Here is a 15,419-nt window from a genome sequence, read left to right as displayed (position 1 = left end):
TCTGTTCTCACGTGGTTTGCGGGCGAATTTAGAGAAGTACCGTAAGCCGACCTGCGGCCGGGCACGATCAGAAGAATTCGATGGAACTTTCCATCGGCTTCGGCGCGGGTGCTGGCCGCTGATCCATCTGGATCGCGCGCTGCGCTTCGACGCCGGTCAGAGCATATTGGCGGGCACGCCCGGAGGAAGGCCAATATTCGAGCTTGCGCCCGTGCTCGCCGCCGGTGCTCTCGCCGACGATGCGGATGCCCTCGTCCATGAGAAACTGGCGCGCGAAGGCTGCATTCTGCTCCCCGACATTCGAGAACCGCGCAATCGTCCTGGCGCCACCGAAGATCTTCGCCTCCAGCCGATCACGGCGCGCACCCTGCTTGAGCAAGCCGTTGATAAGGAGCTCCATCAGGTGCACGCCATAACGGGTGGCGTCCCCGCCCGAGGACGGTGACGTCGCGGAGCCGGGCAACAGGAAGTGATTCATGCCGCCGACGCCGGTTACCGGGTCGCGCATGCAGGCAGCCACGCAGGAGCCGAGAATGGTCGAGAGAACGATATCGGGATCGTTGACGACCTTGAACTCGCCCTGAATGACATGCACGCGCCTGCCGGCAGCTTCAGTGATCATTTCAGCGCCCCGAATACGGCCTCGATGGCAGCCTTCATCTTCTCGATCGTGAACGGCTTGGCGAGAACGTTGTTGGCGCCAAGTGCCGCCGCCTTCTGTACCAGCGCGCGATCGCCCTGCGCCGTCAGGATGATGAACGCCGCTTTTTTCGTCGCAGGGTTGGCGCGCACCGCCTGCAACAGTCCCAACCCGTCCATCTTCGGCATGTTGAAGTCCGAGATGACCAGATGATGAGGGTTTTGAGCCATGATCTTCATGCCCTGCTCCCCGTCGCCGGCGGCGGTGATCTGCTTGAAGCCAAGCTGCTGCAAGGCATCGCCCAAGAGCAAGCGGCTCGTGACCTGATCGTCGACGATCAGAACTTTTATTTTTTCGGCGAGGGACATTATTCGCTTCCTTCTTTCCGGGCTGCCGCCGTCTTCAGTATCTCGTCCCCGATCGATCCGAGGGGGAGCTGCGTTTCGACGGCACCCAATTCATAGGCAACTCGCGGCATGCCGTAGACGACACAGGTTTTTTCGTTTTGTCCGAAAGTGCGTGCTCCGGCATGCCGCATTTTGAGAAGACCGGCGGCACCGTCGCGGCCCATGCCGGTCAAGATGACACCGATCGCGTTGCGGCCCGCGAGCTCGGCAACCGAGTCGAACAGCACGTCGACCGAGGGCCGATGTCCATTGACCGGATCGCGATCGATAAGCCGGCAGCACGGCGCCGAGGCATTGGCGATCTGAAGATGCCGTTCGCCGCCGGGTGCGAGATAGACTTTGCCGATCTCCAGGCGCGCACCATCGGTTGCCTCCTGCACGGTCGGAGCGCAAAGGCGGTTCAGCCGCTCGGCAAAGCTCCTGGTGAAAGTGTGCGGCATGTGCTGCGTGATCACTGTCGGCGGGCAATTGGCCGGAAATTTCTGCAGCACAGTGATCAGGGCCTCGACCCCCCCAGTCGAAGCACCGATGGCGATGATCTTGCGTCCGGCCCGGTATTCGGAAACGGCAGGCGCGGCCGGCGCTGCGGCCTTGTTGCTGGTAATGATGGACTTTCGCTGCGAACGGGCGGCCGCCTTCACCTTGTCGACCAGATCGCCGAACGGGTTCGGCTCGCCTGGTTGCGGCTTGCCGACACAATCGAAGGCGCCGATTTCAAGGGCGGCGATCGTCGCTTCCGCGCCTTTGTGGGTCAGCGTCGAAACCATGATGACCGGCATCGGCCGCAGACGCATGATCTTATCGAGAAATTCGAGTCCGTTCATGTTCGGCATTTCGATATCAAGCGTCACCACATCGGGATCGAGCTGCTTGATGGCCTGGCGCGCTTCGACCGCGTCGGCCGCCTGGCCGACGACCTTCACGTCCGGATCGGCGTTGAGCACAGCGGAGATCAGCCCGCGCATGGTGGCGGAGTCGTCGACGACGAGAACACGTGCGGGAACGGTCATGCCCGAGCTCCGTGAAACTTGCCGGTATGGCGATAGGTGGTGATGCCGATATTGTCAAAATGCGACTTGGCGTCTCCGGATACACGCTCCGAATGGCCGATATAGAGATGTCCACTGGTGTCGAGCACGCCGGCAAAGCGCGACCAAATCTTCATCTGCGTCGGCTCGTCGAAATAGATCACGACGTTGCGGCAGAAGATCACGTCGAACGGTCCCTTGAGCGGCCATTGCGCCATCAGGTTGAGCTCGTTGAAGGTAATTAGCCGCTTCACACGCTCATCGACCTGCCATTTGACGCGCCCGCCGACATTGACCTCGCTGAACCATTGCTTCCTCATTGCGGGGTTCACAGTCTCGAGTGCCGTCGCGTCATAGGCGCCTGTCCGCGCCAGCGCGAGTATCTTCGGATCGATATCGGTCGCAAGGATGCGGAAGTCGTAGTCGCTGGCATTCGGCAACAGCGAGAGGACCGTGAGTGCAATAGAATACGGCTCCTGCCCATCCGAACAGGCTGCCGACCAGATGCGAACGCGCCCGCCGTTTTTCGCCCGGGCAATCAGCCCCGGCAATACATCCGTCTTCAGGTGTTCGAAATGGTGGTTCTCGCGAAAGAAGCGGGTGAAATTGGTCGTCAGATGCGAGAGCATATCGCGGCGGGCCGCCGCACCTGCGGGAGAGGCGACGAGCTGGCAATAGTCGCGGAACCCTCTTAGCCCGAGATTGCGGATATGCTTCGACAGCCGCGAGTAGACGAGCGACGCCTTGGATTCGTTGAGGTAGATTCCGGCATCCGCATAGATCATCGCGGCGATTTCGCTAAGGTCGCGACGCGTCAGCGGATATTCGCCGCTTGCGAGACATTCGTCGGGAGATTGTCTTTGTTCGAGAATGGCATGGGCTTTCATGCAGCTTCCCTCTCCTCGCGGGGAAAGACCGCATCGAGTTCGATCAGGCAGATCATGCGACCACCGATCGCGAGCACGCCGCGCGCGAAACTCTTCTCGAAGTCGGACAAGATGTCGGGCGTGGGCTGGATCTCTTCATCCGAGACCGTCAGGATATCGGAAACGGCGTCTACCAGCAGCCCGACCACCTGGTTCTTCACCTGCGCGACGATGATGACGTGCCGAACCGTCGGCTCGGCCGGCGTCATGCCGAGCCGTGCCGAGAGATCGACAATCGGCAGCACCGCGCCGCGCAAGTTGATGACGCCGAGCACAAAGGGCGGTGCATGGGGCATCGGCGTTGCCGGCGCCCAGCCGCGGATTTCGCGCACGGACATGATGTTCACGCAGAACTCCTGATTGCCGACCCGGAAAGCGATAAGCTCCCGGGCGCCAGTCGTCAGATTTTTTGCGGCATTGCTCATGATCGTCATCCGGCTGCGGCAAGTGATATTTCAGGTTTCAGGGACTGTCCGCGCGATGCGGAGACGATGGCATCGACATCGAGGATGAGCGCTACGCGCCCGTCGCCGAGAATCGTTGCTGCGGCGATGCCGGGAACGTGCGTGTAGTTCGCCTCGAGGCTCTTGATCACGACCTGGCGCTGGCCCTGGATCGCGTCCACCATCAAGGCGCGCTGTCCGCCGCCTTCGGATTCGACGAGCAGGGCCACGCCGTCGACGGGATTGGCCTGTATCCCGCGGAAGTTCAGGATGCGGCCGACATCGACCAACGGGCAGAAGGAATTGCGAATCGAGATCAGGCGCTGGCTGGCGCCGAAGCTGTGGATCGCGGAAGCCTCCGGCTGAAGTGTTTCTACGATTGCCGTCAACGGCACGACGAGCGTCTGGTTCGCGACCGTCACCACCATGCCGTCGAGAACCGCGAGCGTCAGCGGTAGGCTCATCGTGAAGATCGAGCCGTGACCCGGCTTCGACGAGATGTTGATGCGACCGCCCAGCGCCTGGATCGAACGCTTGACGACGTCCATGCCGACGCCGCGACCGGAAATGTCGGAGATCTTGTCCGCGGTCGAGAAGCCGGCGTGGAAGATCAGATTGTCGATTTCCTCGTCCGAAAGATTTGCGTCGGCGGCGATGAGATCATTGTCGATCGCCTTCTGCCGCACCTTCTCGCGATTGATGCCGGCGCCGTCGTCGGCAAGCTCGATGACGATGCGGCCGGAACGATGCTTGGCCGTCAGCCGGACGGTTCCCTCGGCGCTCTTGCCGGCGGCGAGACGTTTTTCGGGCGTTTCGAGCCCGTGGTCCACCGCGTTGCGGATCATATGCGTCAGCGGTTCCGCGAGCTTGTCGATGACCGTCTTGTCCACTTCCGTATTCTCGCCCTCGGTAACGAGGCGAACGGACTTGCCGGTCATGTCGGCAATTTCCCGGACGATGCGGGACATGCGCTGGAAGACGGGCTTCACCGGCTGAGCGCGGATTGCCATCACGCTGTCCTGAATCTCGCGAGTGAGCTGCTGCAGCTCTTCGAGACCCATATTGATCGACGATGTGCCGTTGGTGTCGTTCTCGATCACGCTCTGCGACAGCATCGCCTGATTGATCACGAGTTCGCCGACGAGGTTGATCAACCGGTCGACGCGATCGAGGTCCACGCGGATTGTCGGGGTCGCGGCGGAGGCGGCCTGCTGGGCAGCGGCAGTCTGCGCGGCAGAAGATGCGGTCGTCGCGTTTCTCCCGGCCTCGGCCGGCGGGCGCGCAGCCGTCTGCGCCATCTGCAATACATTGCTTGCAGTTTCCGCAGCCGACACAGCTGCATCCCTCGCGTCACGCTCTTGTGCGGCGATCTGATCCTGGGCCGCACTGGTTGGCGCTTGGGCCCCTTCATCGAGCATGGAGAGATCGAAAGGAACGGGCTGCATCGGCAGTTCGTCGGTCGCGACAGGAGTATCTCCTGCGAGCGTCACATCGAGGTCGCAGTCCCACTCGGCGAACTCGAACACAGAGCGGATCGCTTCTTCGCCCTTGTCGGTCTTCAGCGAAACCTTCCAGGTAAAGTAGGCGGCCTCCGGGTTCATGCGATCAAGCGTCGGCAAGCCGTCCATATCGCAATGGATGCTCATTTGGCCGAGGCGCGACAGATCCCGCAGCAAGAGCGTCGCGTCGTTTCCCTTGGAGTAAAGGTCGGATTTCGGCTTGAAGACGATGTCGTAGGCCGGAAGGTCGCAAGCGGCCGGTTCCTCGGTCTCGAAATCGTCAAACGAGAAGGCAACGGGCTGGAAGCCTTCATCGTTCGCTGCGGGCGCGGGCATTGTTGCGACGACCGGCGCCGCTTTCGGAGCGGGCTCGGCAGCGGCCGCCTGCGGCGATTCGCCGTTGGCGAGAGCCTCAAGCTCCTTGATCAACTGGCGACTGCGGGCCTCGTCGACGGTACCGCCATCGCGGGCGGCATTCGTGAGATCGGCGAGCACGTCCGCAGACCTCAGCATGACCTTCAGAACATCCTGGTTGGGCTCCAGCTTGTTGGACCGAACGCAATCAAGTGTCGTCTCGAACACATGTGCGAACGAGACGAGGTCATCCAGCCCAAACGCGCCGGCGCCACCCTTGATGGAGTGGACCGCGCGAAATACGGCGTTCACCGTTTCCGGGTCGCGATCGCCGTCATTGAGCTTCAGGAGACCCGTCTCCAGTTCCGCGAGTTGCTCCTCGCATTCCTGGAAGAAGATCTCTTTGATTTCGTTCATATCCATTGGATGGCTGTCCCCGGATCTCAGGCCGTTACACGTTCGATGGCATCGATAAGCTTGGTCGGGTCGAACGGTTTTACGATCCAGCCGGTAGCGCCTGCCTGTCGTGCACGGTTCTTCTTTTCCGCATCGCTCTCCGTCGTCAGCACCAGAATGGGCACGGCGCGATAGCGGTCGTTCTTGCGCACGCCCTCGATGAAGCCGAAGCCGTCGAGCCGCGGCATATTGATATCGGTGACGATCACGTCCGGATTGGCCGCTTCGAGTACTTCAAGGCCTTCGACGCCGTCCTCGGCCTGGATCGTCTCGAATCCGGCATTGTTGAGCGTGACGAGAAGCATGTTCCGGATCGTCCGGGAGTCGTCGACAGTCAGAACTCTCTTCTTCATTTCTCAAATCTCCTTTGCCATCAGGGGATCGACATCCACGCCGATGAGCTGTGTCGTTTTAACGAAAGCGTCCGACACCTTGGCAAAGGTGAAAGACAATTGGTCCTCTTCCCAACTTCTTGCGCCGGCGACCAGAACCTGAACACAGAGCGCCCCGATCCGCTCGACGGCGGAGGCATCGATCGAAACCGCGCCGCCCTTCAGCGCCAGGAGCTTCTCGTGCAGCGCCGTCGCTTCGTTCAGATCAAGCACCGGAGCGAGCTTGAGCGTTTCTTGAGCGGTGTTCCTGCTGGCCATTTTTTTCCCTCGCCTGCTTCATCGACTTGCCCTGAACCTAGCGCCGCCATCCGGCATGGTGCCGCTCGGAGGCGAGGTCATCGTCGAAGAGCATCGACGATTCCTCTTCTTGCACCTGCGGCGGCAAAGCGGGGGACGAGGCGGATGACGGCGACAATCCCATCTGACGCTCGAATCGGAATCGCCGGATCGTCTGCCCCAGTTCCAGGATGACGCCGTGAAGATCATCCGAGGAGGCGAGCGCGGTGTTCGCCAGCGCTGCACTTTGCTCAATCGCTTGTGAGACGCCGCCGATCTCCGAGGCGACCGCAGCCAGGTCGTTCACCTGACCTTCCGCTTCCCGGGCAATGCCCGAAACCGCCGCATTGATCGAAATCACCTGTTCGACGATGCTGCCGATCGCGTCCTGGGTCCGGCCGACGATCTTCACGCCCGCCTCAACCTGGGCCTTTGTTCCCGTCACGAGCTGTTTGATCTCGCGCGCCGCTTCCCCGGAACGCTGCGCGAGTGCGCGAACTTCCTGAGCCACCACGGCAAAACCGCGGCCGCTGTCGCCGGCGCGCGCGGCTTCGATTCCGGCATTGAGAGCCAGAAGATTGGTCTGAAAGGCGATCTCATCGATCACGCCGATGATTTGGCCGATCTTTTCCGCCGATGCTTCGATGTCAGCCATGGCCGAAATTGCCTGGCCGGCGATCTCGCCACTCCGTTCGACGGCAATGCGCGTTTCACTCGCCTTCGCCTCGGTCTCGCCGATCCGGGCCGATCCGATGCGCATACGGCCGGTCACGGCTTCAAGCGCGGCAGCCCGGTCGCAAAGGGTCTCGGCATCGACCGCGGCTTTGCCCGAAAATTCGGTCGCGCGGCCGCACAGGTCGGAAACGATCGTTTCGGCCGCTCGGGCGCGCTCGGCCGCCGAAATAAGGGCCTCTTGGATCCGATCCAACGCGGCGTTGAAACCGGCAACGATCGGCCGATAGGCATCCGGCGCATCTTCCGGGAGACGAACACCCAACCCGCCCTCAGCGAGCGCCCGCAGGACATCCGCGAAAAGAGCCGTGACTTCCGTCTCGTCGTCCTTGCGCTGCTCCAGAAGCTGGCGCTGGTACTGGTGTCGCGCGGCATTGAAACGCAGCGAAACGGCAATCTCCGCATCGACAAAGGCCGTGCGAACAAGAGCCGCAACAAGATCGCAGAGTTCCTTTCTGCGAGCCTTGCCAAAGGAAAGCATGGACCTGGGCCAGGCATCCTCGATCGCGCCTACAAGCAGGTGCTCCAGGACGACCGCATGGCTTGCGATCTGCCACCGCGGATCAAGGCCTATGCGGCCCTCCGTGTCGGCGAGCACTTTCACGCGCTCGGCGTAAAGCCCATCGAAGCGAGCGTCGGTCAGTACGTTCCAATGCGACGACTGAAGATCATGCAGGCGATCGAGCTGGCGATCGCTATCGAAGTGACGAGCGGCATCCGGATTGGTCTGTAGCCGATGGAAAAGGTCACGAAGAGCAGCATCGATGCGCGGCGAAAGCGCTTGCCTGTGGTCGCGCAGGAGCGCGCAGGCATCCTCGTCGAGGCCGGCAAAGCGCAGGCGTTCGAGCAGACTGCCCGCCTGGCTGCTTCTTGCCTGTTCTGACGCTTCCTGCTTCACGCTGATCCCCGGGCTACTGCATAACTCCTTAAAACTATGCAGCAATTCAAAGTGTTACAGCGGACTTTGCACGCCTGAACCGACGCGCGGCGCTGTAATGCGTAAACTTGCCTGAGGGAAGATTTGGCCCATCACGGGGCCGTGGCCGGTCACGCCCGATCGATGAGATCAGCGCGCCTGAGCGTCTGGTATCGTCCATTCCGCAAGTAATTTCGATGAAGAATAGATACCGGACCGGAACCGGTACGGCGGGGCGGCATCATGCCTTGAGGGGAACCTGAAACTTCCCATTCCGACGTGTTGGACCATGTTTATGGTTAATTCCTTGCTTGAAGGTTAACGCTCCCTGGCGCGTAATCGGAATCGCTAAAATTCAACCAGGACGTCACTCACTGCTGTTTTTGCACTACTTATTCACGTCGAAGGAACAGGTTTTCACTCACAAGAGTTTAGAATTGCAGTTCTACTTGGCGCCCTGTATCGAAGCGAAAGTCAAATGGGCGCAAAGCGCGCGAACTGCACCATCGTAGGCACAGGGCGACATCATGAAGATGCGCTCACGGGAAATGAACAATGATTGTTCTTGGAATCGGCGCCGCCATTACCGCGATCCTGGCAATGACGGCAATATCCATCGTCATAAATCTCGATCATAGCCGCGCAGAGAACAGAAACATATTCTAAGGCGCCGTTACCGCGCCCAGTCTCTGCAAAGCTCCACTACAGCGCCATGCGTCTTTTCAGACGTACAAGGTCGCTGTAGCACTTTTAATTGCTGCATGTCTTTGTCCTTAAAATCGGTTCCGATTTAACGAAACATGCAGTAGCTCTACTTCGTCAATCGACCGATCAGCATTCGGAACCGACACCGCATTGCACATGCTCCGCGGTCAACCTGCGCCAGTCGCCTGCATAATCGAGATAGGTTTTCGGCACTGCTTCGGTAAAGGCCTCCGCACCCGTTCTGATGCGGGCTCCCGTAACGAGGCAGGCCGCCCCGAGACTTGTGCCGGTGGTACTCAGCCTGTTGGCGAGGACCGGCCGTCCGGTCGCGGCTAGAAGCATCCGCAAGTAGGCGTCATTCGTCGCGAAGGGCCCTTCGACAACGATCTCTCCCCTCGCACCTATGAGATCGAGACAGGTCGCGGTCATCAAGGCGAGATGAAACGAAACGGCGGCGAGCCGCTCGGCAGGCTTCAGCTTTTCTTCGTCCGTTGTCCAACGCGGTTGTGCCGCTGGAAAGGGACCGGAGCCGCCCGGAACCGACGGCAGCAGCATGTGTGCTGCCGCGACAACGCGCGCTTCGGCCTCGGGCGAAGCCGCCGGCGGATTGTCGCCTAAGAGCATCGAAAAGGCGCGGCCCCCCATGAAGCGGGCGGAGGGCACCGGATCGCCGAGCGCGCTGACATTGATCAGCGTGTCGCGGGTCTCATCAAGATCGACCGCATCGCTGCCCACGGCCAGGATGACGACCCAGGTCCCGGTCGAGACGACCGAAAACGGCGCGGGGCGCGTCAGGAGGTGCGGCAGCAACGAGGCGTTGGAATCGTGAATGCCGCAATGGACCGGCAATCCCGGCGGCAGGCCCGTCTCCTCCGCCAAGGGCGGCAACAATCCGCCAAGCACGTCGCCTGCCTTGCGCACGGGTGCAAAGAGATGGCCCCAGCCCTGTACATCGACCATCGTCGAAAATGTTGCGGCTTTCGGATTCCAGAGGTCGGTATGGCAGCCGAGCGACGTCAGTTCGCAGGCCCGCACGCCGGTCAAGCGATAGGACCAATATTGCGCATAGGTCAGGATCGTCGCGACTCTCGAGAAATGCTCCGGAAACATGCGCTGCTGCCAGAAGAGCTGGGCCCCGACATTTAGGCCCATCGGCAGTCTTGCCGAACCGGTTTCGCAGAAGGGTGCGCGGACCTTGCCATATTCATCTGCCAGCGCATCCGGCCCGGCGAACTCATAATCGAGAACGGGCAGTGCGAGTTCGCCCGCTTCATCGAGCAGCACGGCGGTCGCGCCATGGGTCGTAACCGAAATCGCGTCCACCCGCTGCTCGCGATTGAGCGCGGCGAGACTGGCGAGGATGAAGCGCCAAAGGCGCTCGGTGTCGAAATGCGGATAAAGTCCGCTATCGACGACGCTGTTTGCCGTCCTGCGCACGGCGATTTCCTCGAACCGGTCGAGATCGACCAGTGCGACTTTGGCGTTCGTCTTGCCGATGTCGATGACAGCAACGGTCCTCATCGTCAGCTCAGATGAAAGACGGTCTTAAGCGGTACAGCCACGGGCTCGTTATCCGTGTGGGTCTCCATGAGATCGGCCATGTAGGCCCACCATTTCCGCATCACGGGATCTGAGCGAAGCTCCGCCATCCTGTGCGTGTCCGTCCGCCAGAGCACGCCGAAAAGCAGGTTGGTTTCTTCGTCGAGATGGATCGAATAGTCGGAGATGCCGGCTTCCTTGAGCAGGACGACCAATTCGGGCCAGATCGCATTATGGCGTGCTTGATATTCAGCGGCCTTGCCTGGATTGAGCCGCATGCGAAACGCGTATTTCTCCATAGTGAACCTCAATGCGCAAGGCGACGGCGGGCGCGCCGCCACAGGATCGGCAAGGCGATGACCGAGATCAGCAAGAGGCCGATGAAAATCGACATGACGATGCCCGGAACATTGAGCAGGCCGAAGCCGAAGGTGACCATGCCCATGATCAGCGCCGCCAGCACAACGCCGGGTATGGTGCCGGAACCACCGAGAATGCTGACGCCGCCGAGTACCACCATGGTGACGACTTCCAGTTCCCAGCCGAGCGCGATCGATGGACGCGTGGAGCCGAGACGGGAGGTGAGGCAGATCGATGCCAGTCCTGCCATCAGCCCAGTGAGCAGGAAGAGCGTGAACTTGATCCGCGCCACGCGAACGCCTGAGAACAGCGCCGCCGTCGGGTTGTTGCCGATGGCATAGACGGCGCGTCCGAAGTTCGTCTTGTGAAGCACTACGCCGTAGATGACGGCGAGCAGCACGAACAGCGTGAACTCGAAGGAGAAGACCCACCAGACATAGCCCTGGCCGAACCAGGCGAAGCTTTCGGGATAGCCTGTAAAGGCCTGGTCGCCGAGAACGATGAAGGACAGCCCGCGAAACAGACTCATGGTGCCGATCGTCACGACGATCGACGGCAGTCCGAGACCGGTGATCAGCAATCCGTTGACGGCGCCACAGACGAGGCCGACGCCAAGACCGATGGCGACAAGCGCCGGCGTGTCGAAGCCGAATTGTACCGCATAGCCCATGGCGGTGGAGGCGAGCGCGATGATCGATGCCACCGAAAGATCGATCTCACCGGAAATGATGACGAGCGCCATGGCGAAGGCGATCATCGCCTTTTCGGTGAAGTTGAAGGTGGCGTCGGAGAGATTCCATGGATCGAGAAAATAGGGAGAGGCCAGCGAATTGCCGAGGAAGACGGCGGCCGCCACGACCAGGAGCAGACATTCCCAGCTTTTGAGGATGCGCGCACCGCGTCCCTGCAAGCGATCGGGAATGTTGCGAGGAGAGAGTTGAGCGTCCGCCATCAGACAGCCTCCGCCTTTCTGAGAATGACCCTGCCCTTGCGGCGTTCGGCGCGGGCATTCACCGCAACCGCGATGATGATAACCGTTCCGGAAATCGCCATCTGCGCAAAGGGCGAGATGTTGATGACCGGCAGCGCGTTCTTGATCACGCCGAGGAAAAGAGCGCCGAGGATGGCTCCCGCCACCGAACCGATGCCGCCGGCGATCGAAATGCCGCCGATCACGCAAGCCGCGATGATATCGAGCTCGAAGCCCGCGGCGATATCCACATAGGCGACGGCGTAGCGCGAAACCCAGAGATAGCCCGACAGCCCGGCCAAAGTGCCCGAGAGGCAATAGGCGAAAAAGCGCGTGCGGCCGACATCGATGCCGGTGTAGACGGCCGCATGCGGATTGCCGCCGACCGCATAGAAGGCGCGACCGAGCGGCGTGCGGCTCATGATCATGAACATCAGCGCGATCGTCAGCAGCGACAGCCACGAAAGCACCGGCGCACCGGCCAGTTCAAAACGCGGCAGCGCCTTGAAAGCGTCGCTCATCTCATGCGCGTTGATCCACTTGCCGTCCGTCAAAAGGAAGATCAGGCCGCGATAGATCGTCAGCGTTCCGAGCGTGACGACGATCGGCGGAATGTCGAGCTTCCAGACGAGCGCGCCGTTGATCATGCCGAGAATGCCGCCGAGCGCCATGACGACAAGGATGATGAGCGGAACCGGCAGACCGGGAAACGCAGCATTCAGCATGGCCGCGACCATGCCGCAAAGCGCAAGATTGGCCGCCATCGACAGATCGATGCAGCGGGTCAGGATCACCGCCATCTGCCCAAGAGCGAGAATAATCAGGATGGACGTGTCGTTGTAAACGCGGGCGAGGTTTGCCGGTGCTACGAATGCGGGGAAGCGCAGCGCGATGAGAGCGACGAGCACAAGGATCGCCGCGACCAGCAGGATTTCTCGATTCTTCAGAAGCTTCGCCATCATGCGGCCCTGCCATTGAGCTCAGTTTCGATGCCAGCGGCCGCGCGCACCAGCTTTTCGGCCGTCAGTTCGGCACGTTCGAAGCGACCGGCAATGCGCCCTTCGCGCATGACGATCACCCGGTCGGACATGCCCACGATCTCCGGAATTTCAGAGGACACCATGATGACGCTCAGGCCCTGAGCGGCGAGTTCGCTCATGAAAGCGTGGACCGCGGCCTTGGAGCCGATGTCGATGCCCTTGGTCGGCTCGTCGAGAATGATGACCTTGGGCTTGGTCGCCAGCCATTTGGCGATCACCACCTTCTGCTGATTGCCGCCCGAGAGCGTACCGACGTCCTGATCGAGCGAGGCGGCACGGAGATCGAGACGCGAGGTATATTCGCGTGCAAGCGCAAATTCATCGGCGAGCTTCAGAAAGCCGGAGCGCGACGTCTGCGATAGAGAAGGCAGTGTGACATTTTGGAAGATCGGCATGCCGATGATAGCGCCTTGGCGGCCGCGTTCCTCCGGCACATAGACGATGCCGGCGCGGATCGCTTCGGCCGGGCTGCGGATCACCAGCACCTGACCATTCAGTCGAATGGCGCCGGCCGACGGCCGGGTGATACCGATCAAGGACTGCATGAATTCCGAACGCCCGGCGCCGACCAGACCATAGAAACCGAGGATCTCGCCCCGCCTCAGTTCAAAGCTGATGTCCTCGAATTCGGTCGGATGGCGATAGCCGGAGACGGTAAGAACCGGCTCACCGATCGCAACCTCCTTCTTCGGATAGACGGAACCGACGGCGCGGCCGACCATCATCCGGACGAGATTGTCCTGGCTGACGTCGGCAATCAGTCCCTCGCCGACCATGGCTCCGTCTCGGAAGACGGTATAGCGATCGGCGATGCGGAAGATCTCATCGAATTTGTGACTGATGAAGAGGATCGCCTTGCCGTCTGCCTTGAGCCGTTCGATCAGGGCGTAGAGTTCGTGAATTTCCTTGTGCGACAAGGCCGCCGTCGGCTCATCCATGATGACGACACGCGCATCGACCGAAAGCGCGCGCGCGATCGCGACCAGATGTTTCTTGGCTATCCCGAGGTCGCGCAACCGGATAGTCGGATCGAAATCCGCGCCCGCCCGGTGCAGCAGGGCTTGCGCATCTTCGTTGAGTTTTTTCCAGTCGATGAGGCCGAAGCGATTGCGCGGCGCATGACCGAGAAAGATGTTTTCCGCAACAGAGAGTTCGTCGAACAGCACCGTCTCCTGATGGATGGCGGTGACCCCTGCCCTAGCCGCAGCAAGGGCGGTCGGGAAAGTTGTTTCTGTATCGGCGACCCGGATCACCCCGGAATCGGGCTGATAGATGCCCGTCAGAATTTTGACGAGGGTCGATTTACCTGCGCCGTTCTCGCCAACGAGCGCCGTCACCGAACCCGGATAGAGCGCAAGCGAAACATCCGAGAGCGCACGAACGCCCGGAAAGGACTTCGATATGCCCTCTAGTGCAACGGCGGGTTTCATCCGCGATGTGATCGTATCCTGTAACAAAAGACAGTCCACCAAGTCAGTCGTTTCTATAAGGCGGCGGTCGGCTGTGCCTTCTTCGAGGTGAGCCGCCCGTCGAGGCGAACCGCCCCTCACCCTGGCCCTCTCCCCGTTCGCGTGGAGAGGGAATCCGCCCCGATGGTCGGCCGTCATTGGCAGCAACCTCTTTGCGGGACGAAGGCGTCGCCGCATTTCCCTTCTCCCCATCTCTACGGGGAGAAGGTGGGCCGGCAGGCTGGATGAGGGGCAATTTGCCCACCACATGCGCCGATCAGAAGATCTTCGCGAATTCCTCGACGTTAGAGGCATCATAGACGAACGGGTCGGCCATGGCGCCCTCATTGTTCTCGTCGAGCTTGACGGTCCCCATGCGGCCCATCTTCAATTCCGCGCCGGGCTTGGCTTCGGCACCGTTGATGAGGTCATAGGCGATCATCGTTGCCGAGTAGCCGAGGTCGATCGGGTTCCAGATGGCGAAGGACTTCGATGCGCCGGACTTCACATGGCCAGCCATTTCGGACGGAAGGCCAAGGCCCGTGACGTTGATCTGACCGATCTTGCCGGCGTCCGTAACCGCCTGCGCCGCTGCGACGATGCCGACAGAGGTCGGCGCGATGATCGCCTTCAAGTTCGGATAGGACTGGATGAGGCCTTGCGTCTCGCGATAGGACTTGTCGGCAAGATCGTCGCCGTAGACGGTGGCAACGACATTGATGCCCTTGTAGTTGCCCTGGACCTTCTTCATCTCCGCGATCCAGGTATTCTGGTTGGTGGCCGTTGCGGAAGCCGAGAGCACGGCGACATCACCACCCTCGGGCAGATGATCCGCAGCGAGCTTGATGATCATGTTGCCGATCAGCGGGCTAGACGACGGGTTGAGGTGCATCAGCCGCCCTTCCTTGGCGACGCCCGAATCCCAGGAAATAACCTTGATGCCGCGATCCATCGCCTTCTTGAGGGCCGGCACGAGGGCGTCGGTGTCGTTGGCGGAGACGGCGATCGCGTCGACCTTCTGGGCAATCAGCGAGTTGATGACCTCAATCTGGCCCTCGGCAGTCGTGGTCGTCGGACCGGTATAAATGACATCGACATCGCCGAGTTCCTTCGCCGCCTCCTGCGCACCCTTGTTGGCGGCTTCGAAGAAGCCGATACCGAGCGCCTTGACGACGAGCGCGATTTTCTTGTTTTCCGCGTGAGCGGCATTGGCCATCAGCGCAACCGCGACTGCCGCCGTGACCATCAGTGATTTCAGAATTTTCATGACTTTCTCCTCCCTTGGGCC

At 61.0% G+C, this 15,419-nt stretch carries 15 protein-coding genes; all 15 read right to left on the bottom strand.

Features of this window, described 5'->3' with window-relative positions; all coding sequences use genetic code 11:
* Positions 1–67 precede the first annotated feature (67 nt).
* The gene (gene cheD / locus PYH37_RS14290; protein WP_280735587.1) at positions 68–622 is read right to left on the bottom strand and encodes a chemoreceptor glutamine deamidase CheD; all 555 of its coding nucleotides are present in this window, start codon (positions 620–622) and stop codon (positions 68–70) included.
* Positions 619–1,008, bottom strand: coding sequence for a response regulator (locus PYH37_RS14285; RefSeq protein WP_003529938.1), 390 nt, complete (start codon positions 1,006–1,008; stop codon positions 619–621). Before PYH37_RS14285 ends, cheD begins: the two co-directional genes overlap by 4 nt.
* Positions 1,008–2,057 carry a protein-glutamate O-methylesterase CheB gene (cheB, locus tag PYH37_RS14280; RefSeq protein WP_280735586.1) on the bottom strand — a complete coding sequence of 350 codons (1,050 nt, stop codon included), beginning with the start codon at positions 2,055–2,057 and terminating at the stop codon, positions 1,008–1,010. Before cheB ends, PYH37_RS14285 begins: the two co-directional genes overlap by 1 nt.
* Positions 2,054–2,962, bottom strand: coding sequence for a protein-glutamate O-methyltransferase (locus PYH37_RS14275; RefSeq protein ID WP_280735585.1), 909 nt, complete (start codon positions 2,960–2,962; stop codon positions 2,054–2,056). The genes cheB and PYH37_RS14275 overlap by 4 nt, the downstream gene beginning before the upstream one ends.
* Positions 2,959–3,426, bottom strand: a complete 468-nt coding sequence (locus PYH37_RS14270) for a chemotaxis protein CheW (protein ID WP_280735584.1) — start codon at positions 3,424–3,426, stop codon at positions 2,959–2,961. The genes PYH37_RS14275 and PYH37_RS14270 overlap by 4 nt, the downstream gene beginning before the upstream one ends.
* Before the next feature lie 5 nt (positions 3,427–3,431).
* Positions 3,432–5,720, bottom strand: coding sequence for a chemotaxis protein CheA (locus PYH37_RS14265; protein WP_280735583.1), 2,289 nt, complete (start codon positions 5,718–5,720; stop codon positions 3,432–3,434).
* A 20-nt stretch (positions 5,721–5,740) separates the two neighbouring features.
* A complete protein-coding gene (locus PYH37_RS14260) occupies positions 5,741–6,106 on the bottom strand; it encodes a response regulator (RefSeq protein WP_280735582.1) in 366 nt (121 codons plus the stop codon).
* Between the two features lie 3 nt (positions 6,107–6,109).
* Positions 6,110–6,403, bottom strand: coding sequence for an STAS domain-containing protein (locus tag PYH37_RS14255; RefSeq protein ID WP_280735581.1), 294 nt, complete (start codon positions 6,401–6,403; stop codon positions 6,110–6,112).
* A gap of 37 nt (positions 6,404–6,440) precedes the next feature.
* Complete coding sequence (locus PYH37_RS14250) at positions 6,441–8,051, bottom strand: globin-coupled sensor protein (RefSeq protein WP_280735580.1); 1,611 nt, start codon at positions 8,049–8,051, stop codon at positions 6,441–6,443.
* A gap of 849 nt (positions 8,052–8,900) precedes the next feature.
* Positions 8,901–10,301: an FGGY-family carbohydrate kinase gene (locus PYH37_RS14245; protein WP_280736044.1), complete on the bottom strand. Its 1,401-nt coding sequence runs from the start codon at positions 10,299–10,301 to the stop codon at positions 8,901–8,903.
* Entirely contained in the window at positions 10,298–10,612 is a 315-nt protein-coding gene (gene rhaM / locus PYH37_RS14240; RefSeq protein WP_280735579.1) for an L-rhamnose mutarotase, read from the bottom strand. The genes PYH37_RS14245 and rhaM overlap by 4 nt, the downstream gene beginning before the upstream one ends.
* Before the next feature lie 8 nt (positions 10,613–10,620).
* The gene (locus tag PYH37_RS14235; RefSeq protein ID WP_280735578.1) at positions 10,621–11,625 is read right to left on the bottom strand and encodes an ABC transporter permease; all 1,005 of its coding nucleotides are present in this window, start codon (positions 11,623–11,625) and stop codon (positions 10,621–10,623) included.
* The gene (locus tag PYH37_RS14230) at positions 11,625–12,605 is read right to left on the bottom strand and encodes an ABC transporter permease (RefSeq protein ID WP_280735577.1); all 981 of its coding nucleotides are present in this window, start codon (positions 12,603–12,605) and stop codon (positions 11,625–11,627) included. The genes PYH37_RS14235 and PYH37_RS14230 overlap by 1 nt, the downstream gene beginning before the upstream one ends.
* Complete coding sequence (locus PYH37_RS14225; protein ID WP_280735576.1) at positions 12,602–14,113, bottom strand: sugar ABC transporter ATP-binding protein; 1,512 nt, start codon at positions 14,111–14,113, stop codon at positions 12,602–12,604. The genes PYH37_RS14230 and PYH37_RS14225 overlap by 4 nt, the downstream gene beginning before the upstream one ends.
* Before the next feature lie 295 nt (positions 14,114–14,408).
* A complete protein-coding gene (gene rhaS, locus PYH37_RS14220) occupies positions 14,409–15,398 on the bottom strand; it encodes a rhamnose ABC transporter substrate-binding protein (RefSeq protein WP_280735575.1) in 990 nt (329 codons plus the stop codon).
* Positions 15,399–15,419 lie beyond the last annotated feature (21 nt).

It is taken from the genome of Sinorhizobium numidicum (genome assembly GCF_029892045.1).
Taxonomy (GTDB): Bacteria; Pseudomonadota; Alphaproteobacteria; order Rhizobiales; family Rhizobiaceae; genus Sinorhizobium; species Sinorhizobium numidicum.
This window is presented reverse-complemented; position numbering and strand designations above follow the sequence as displayed.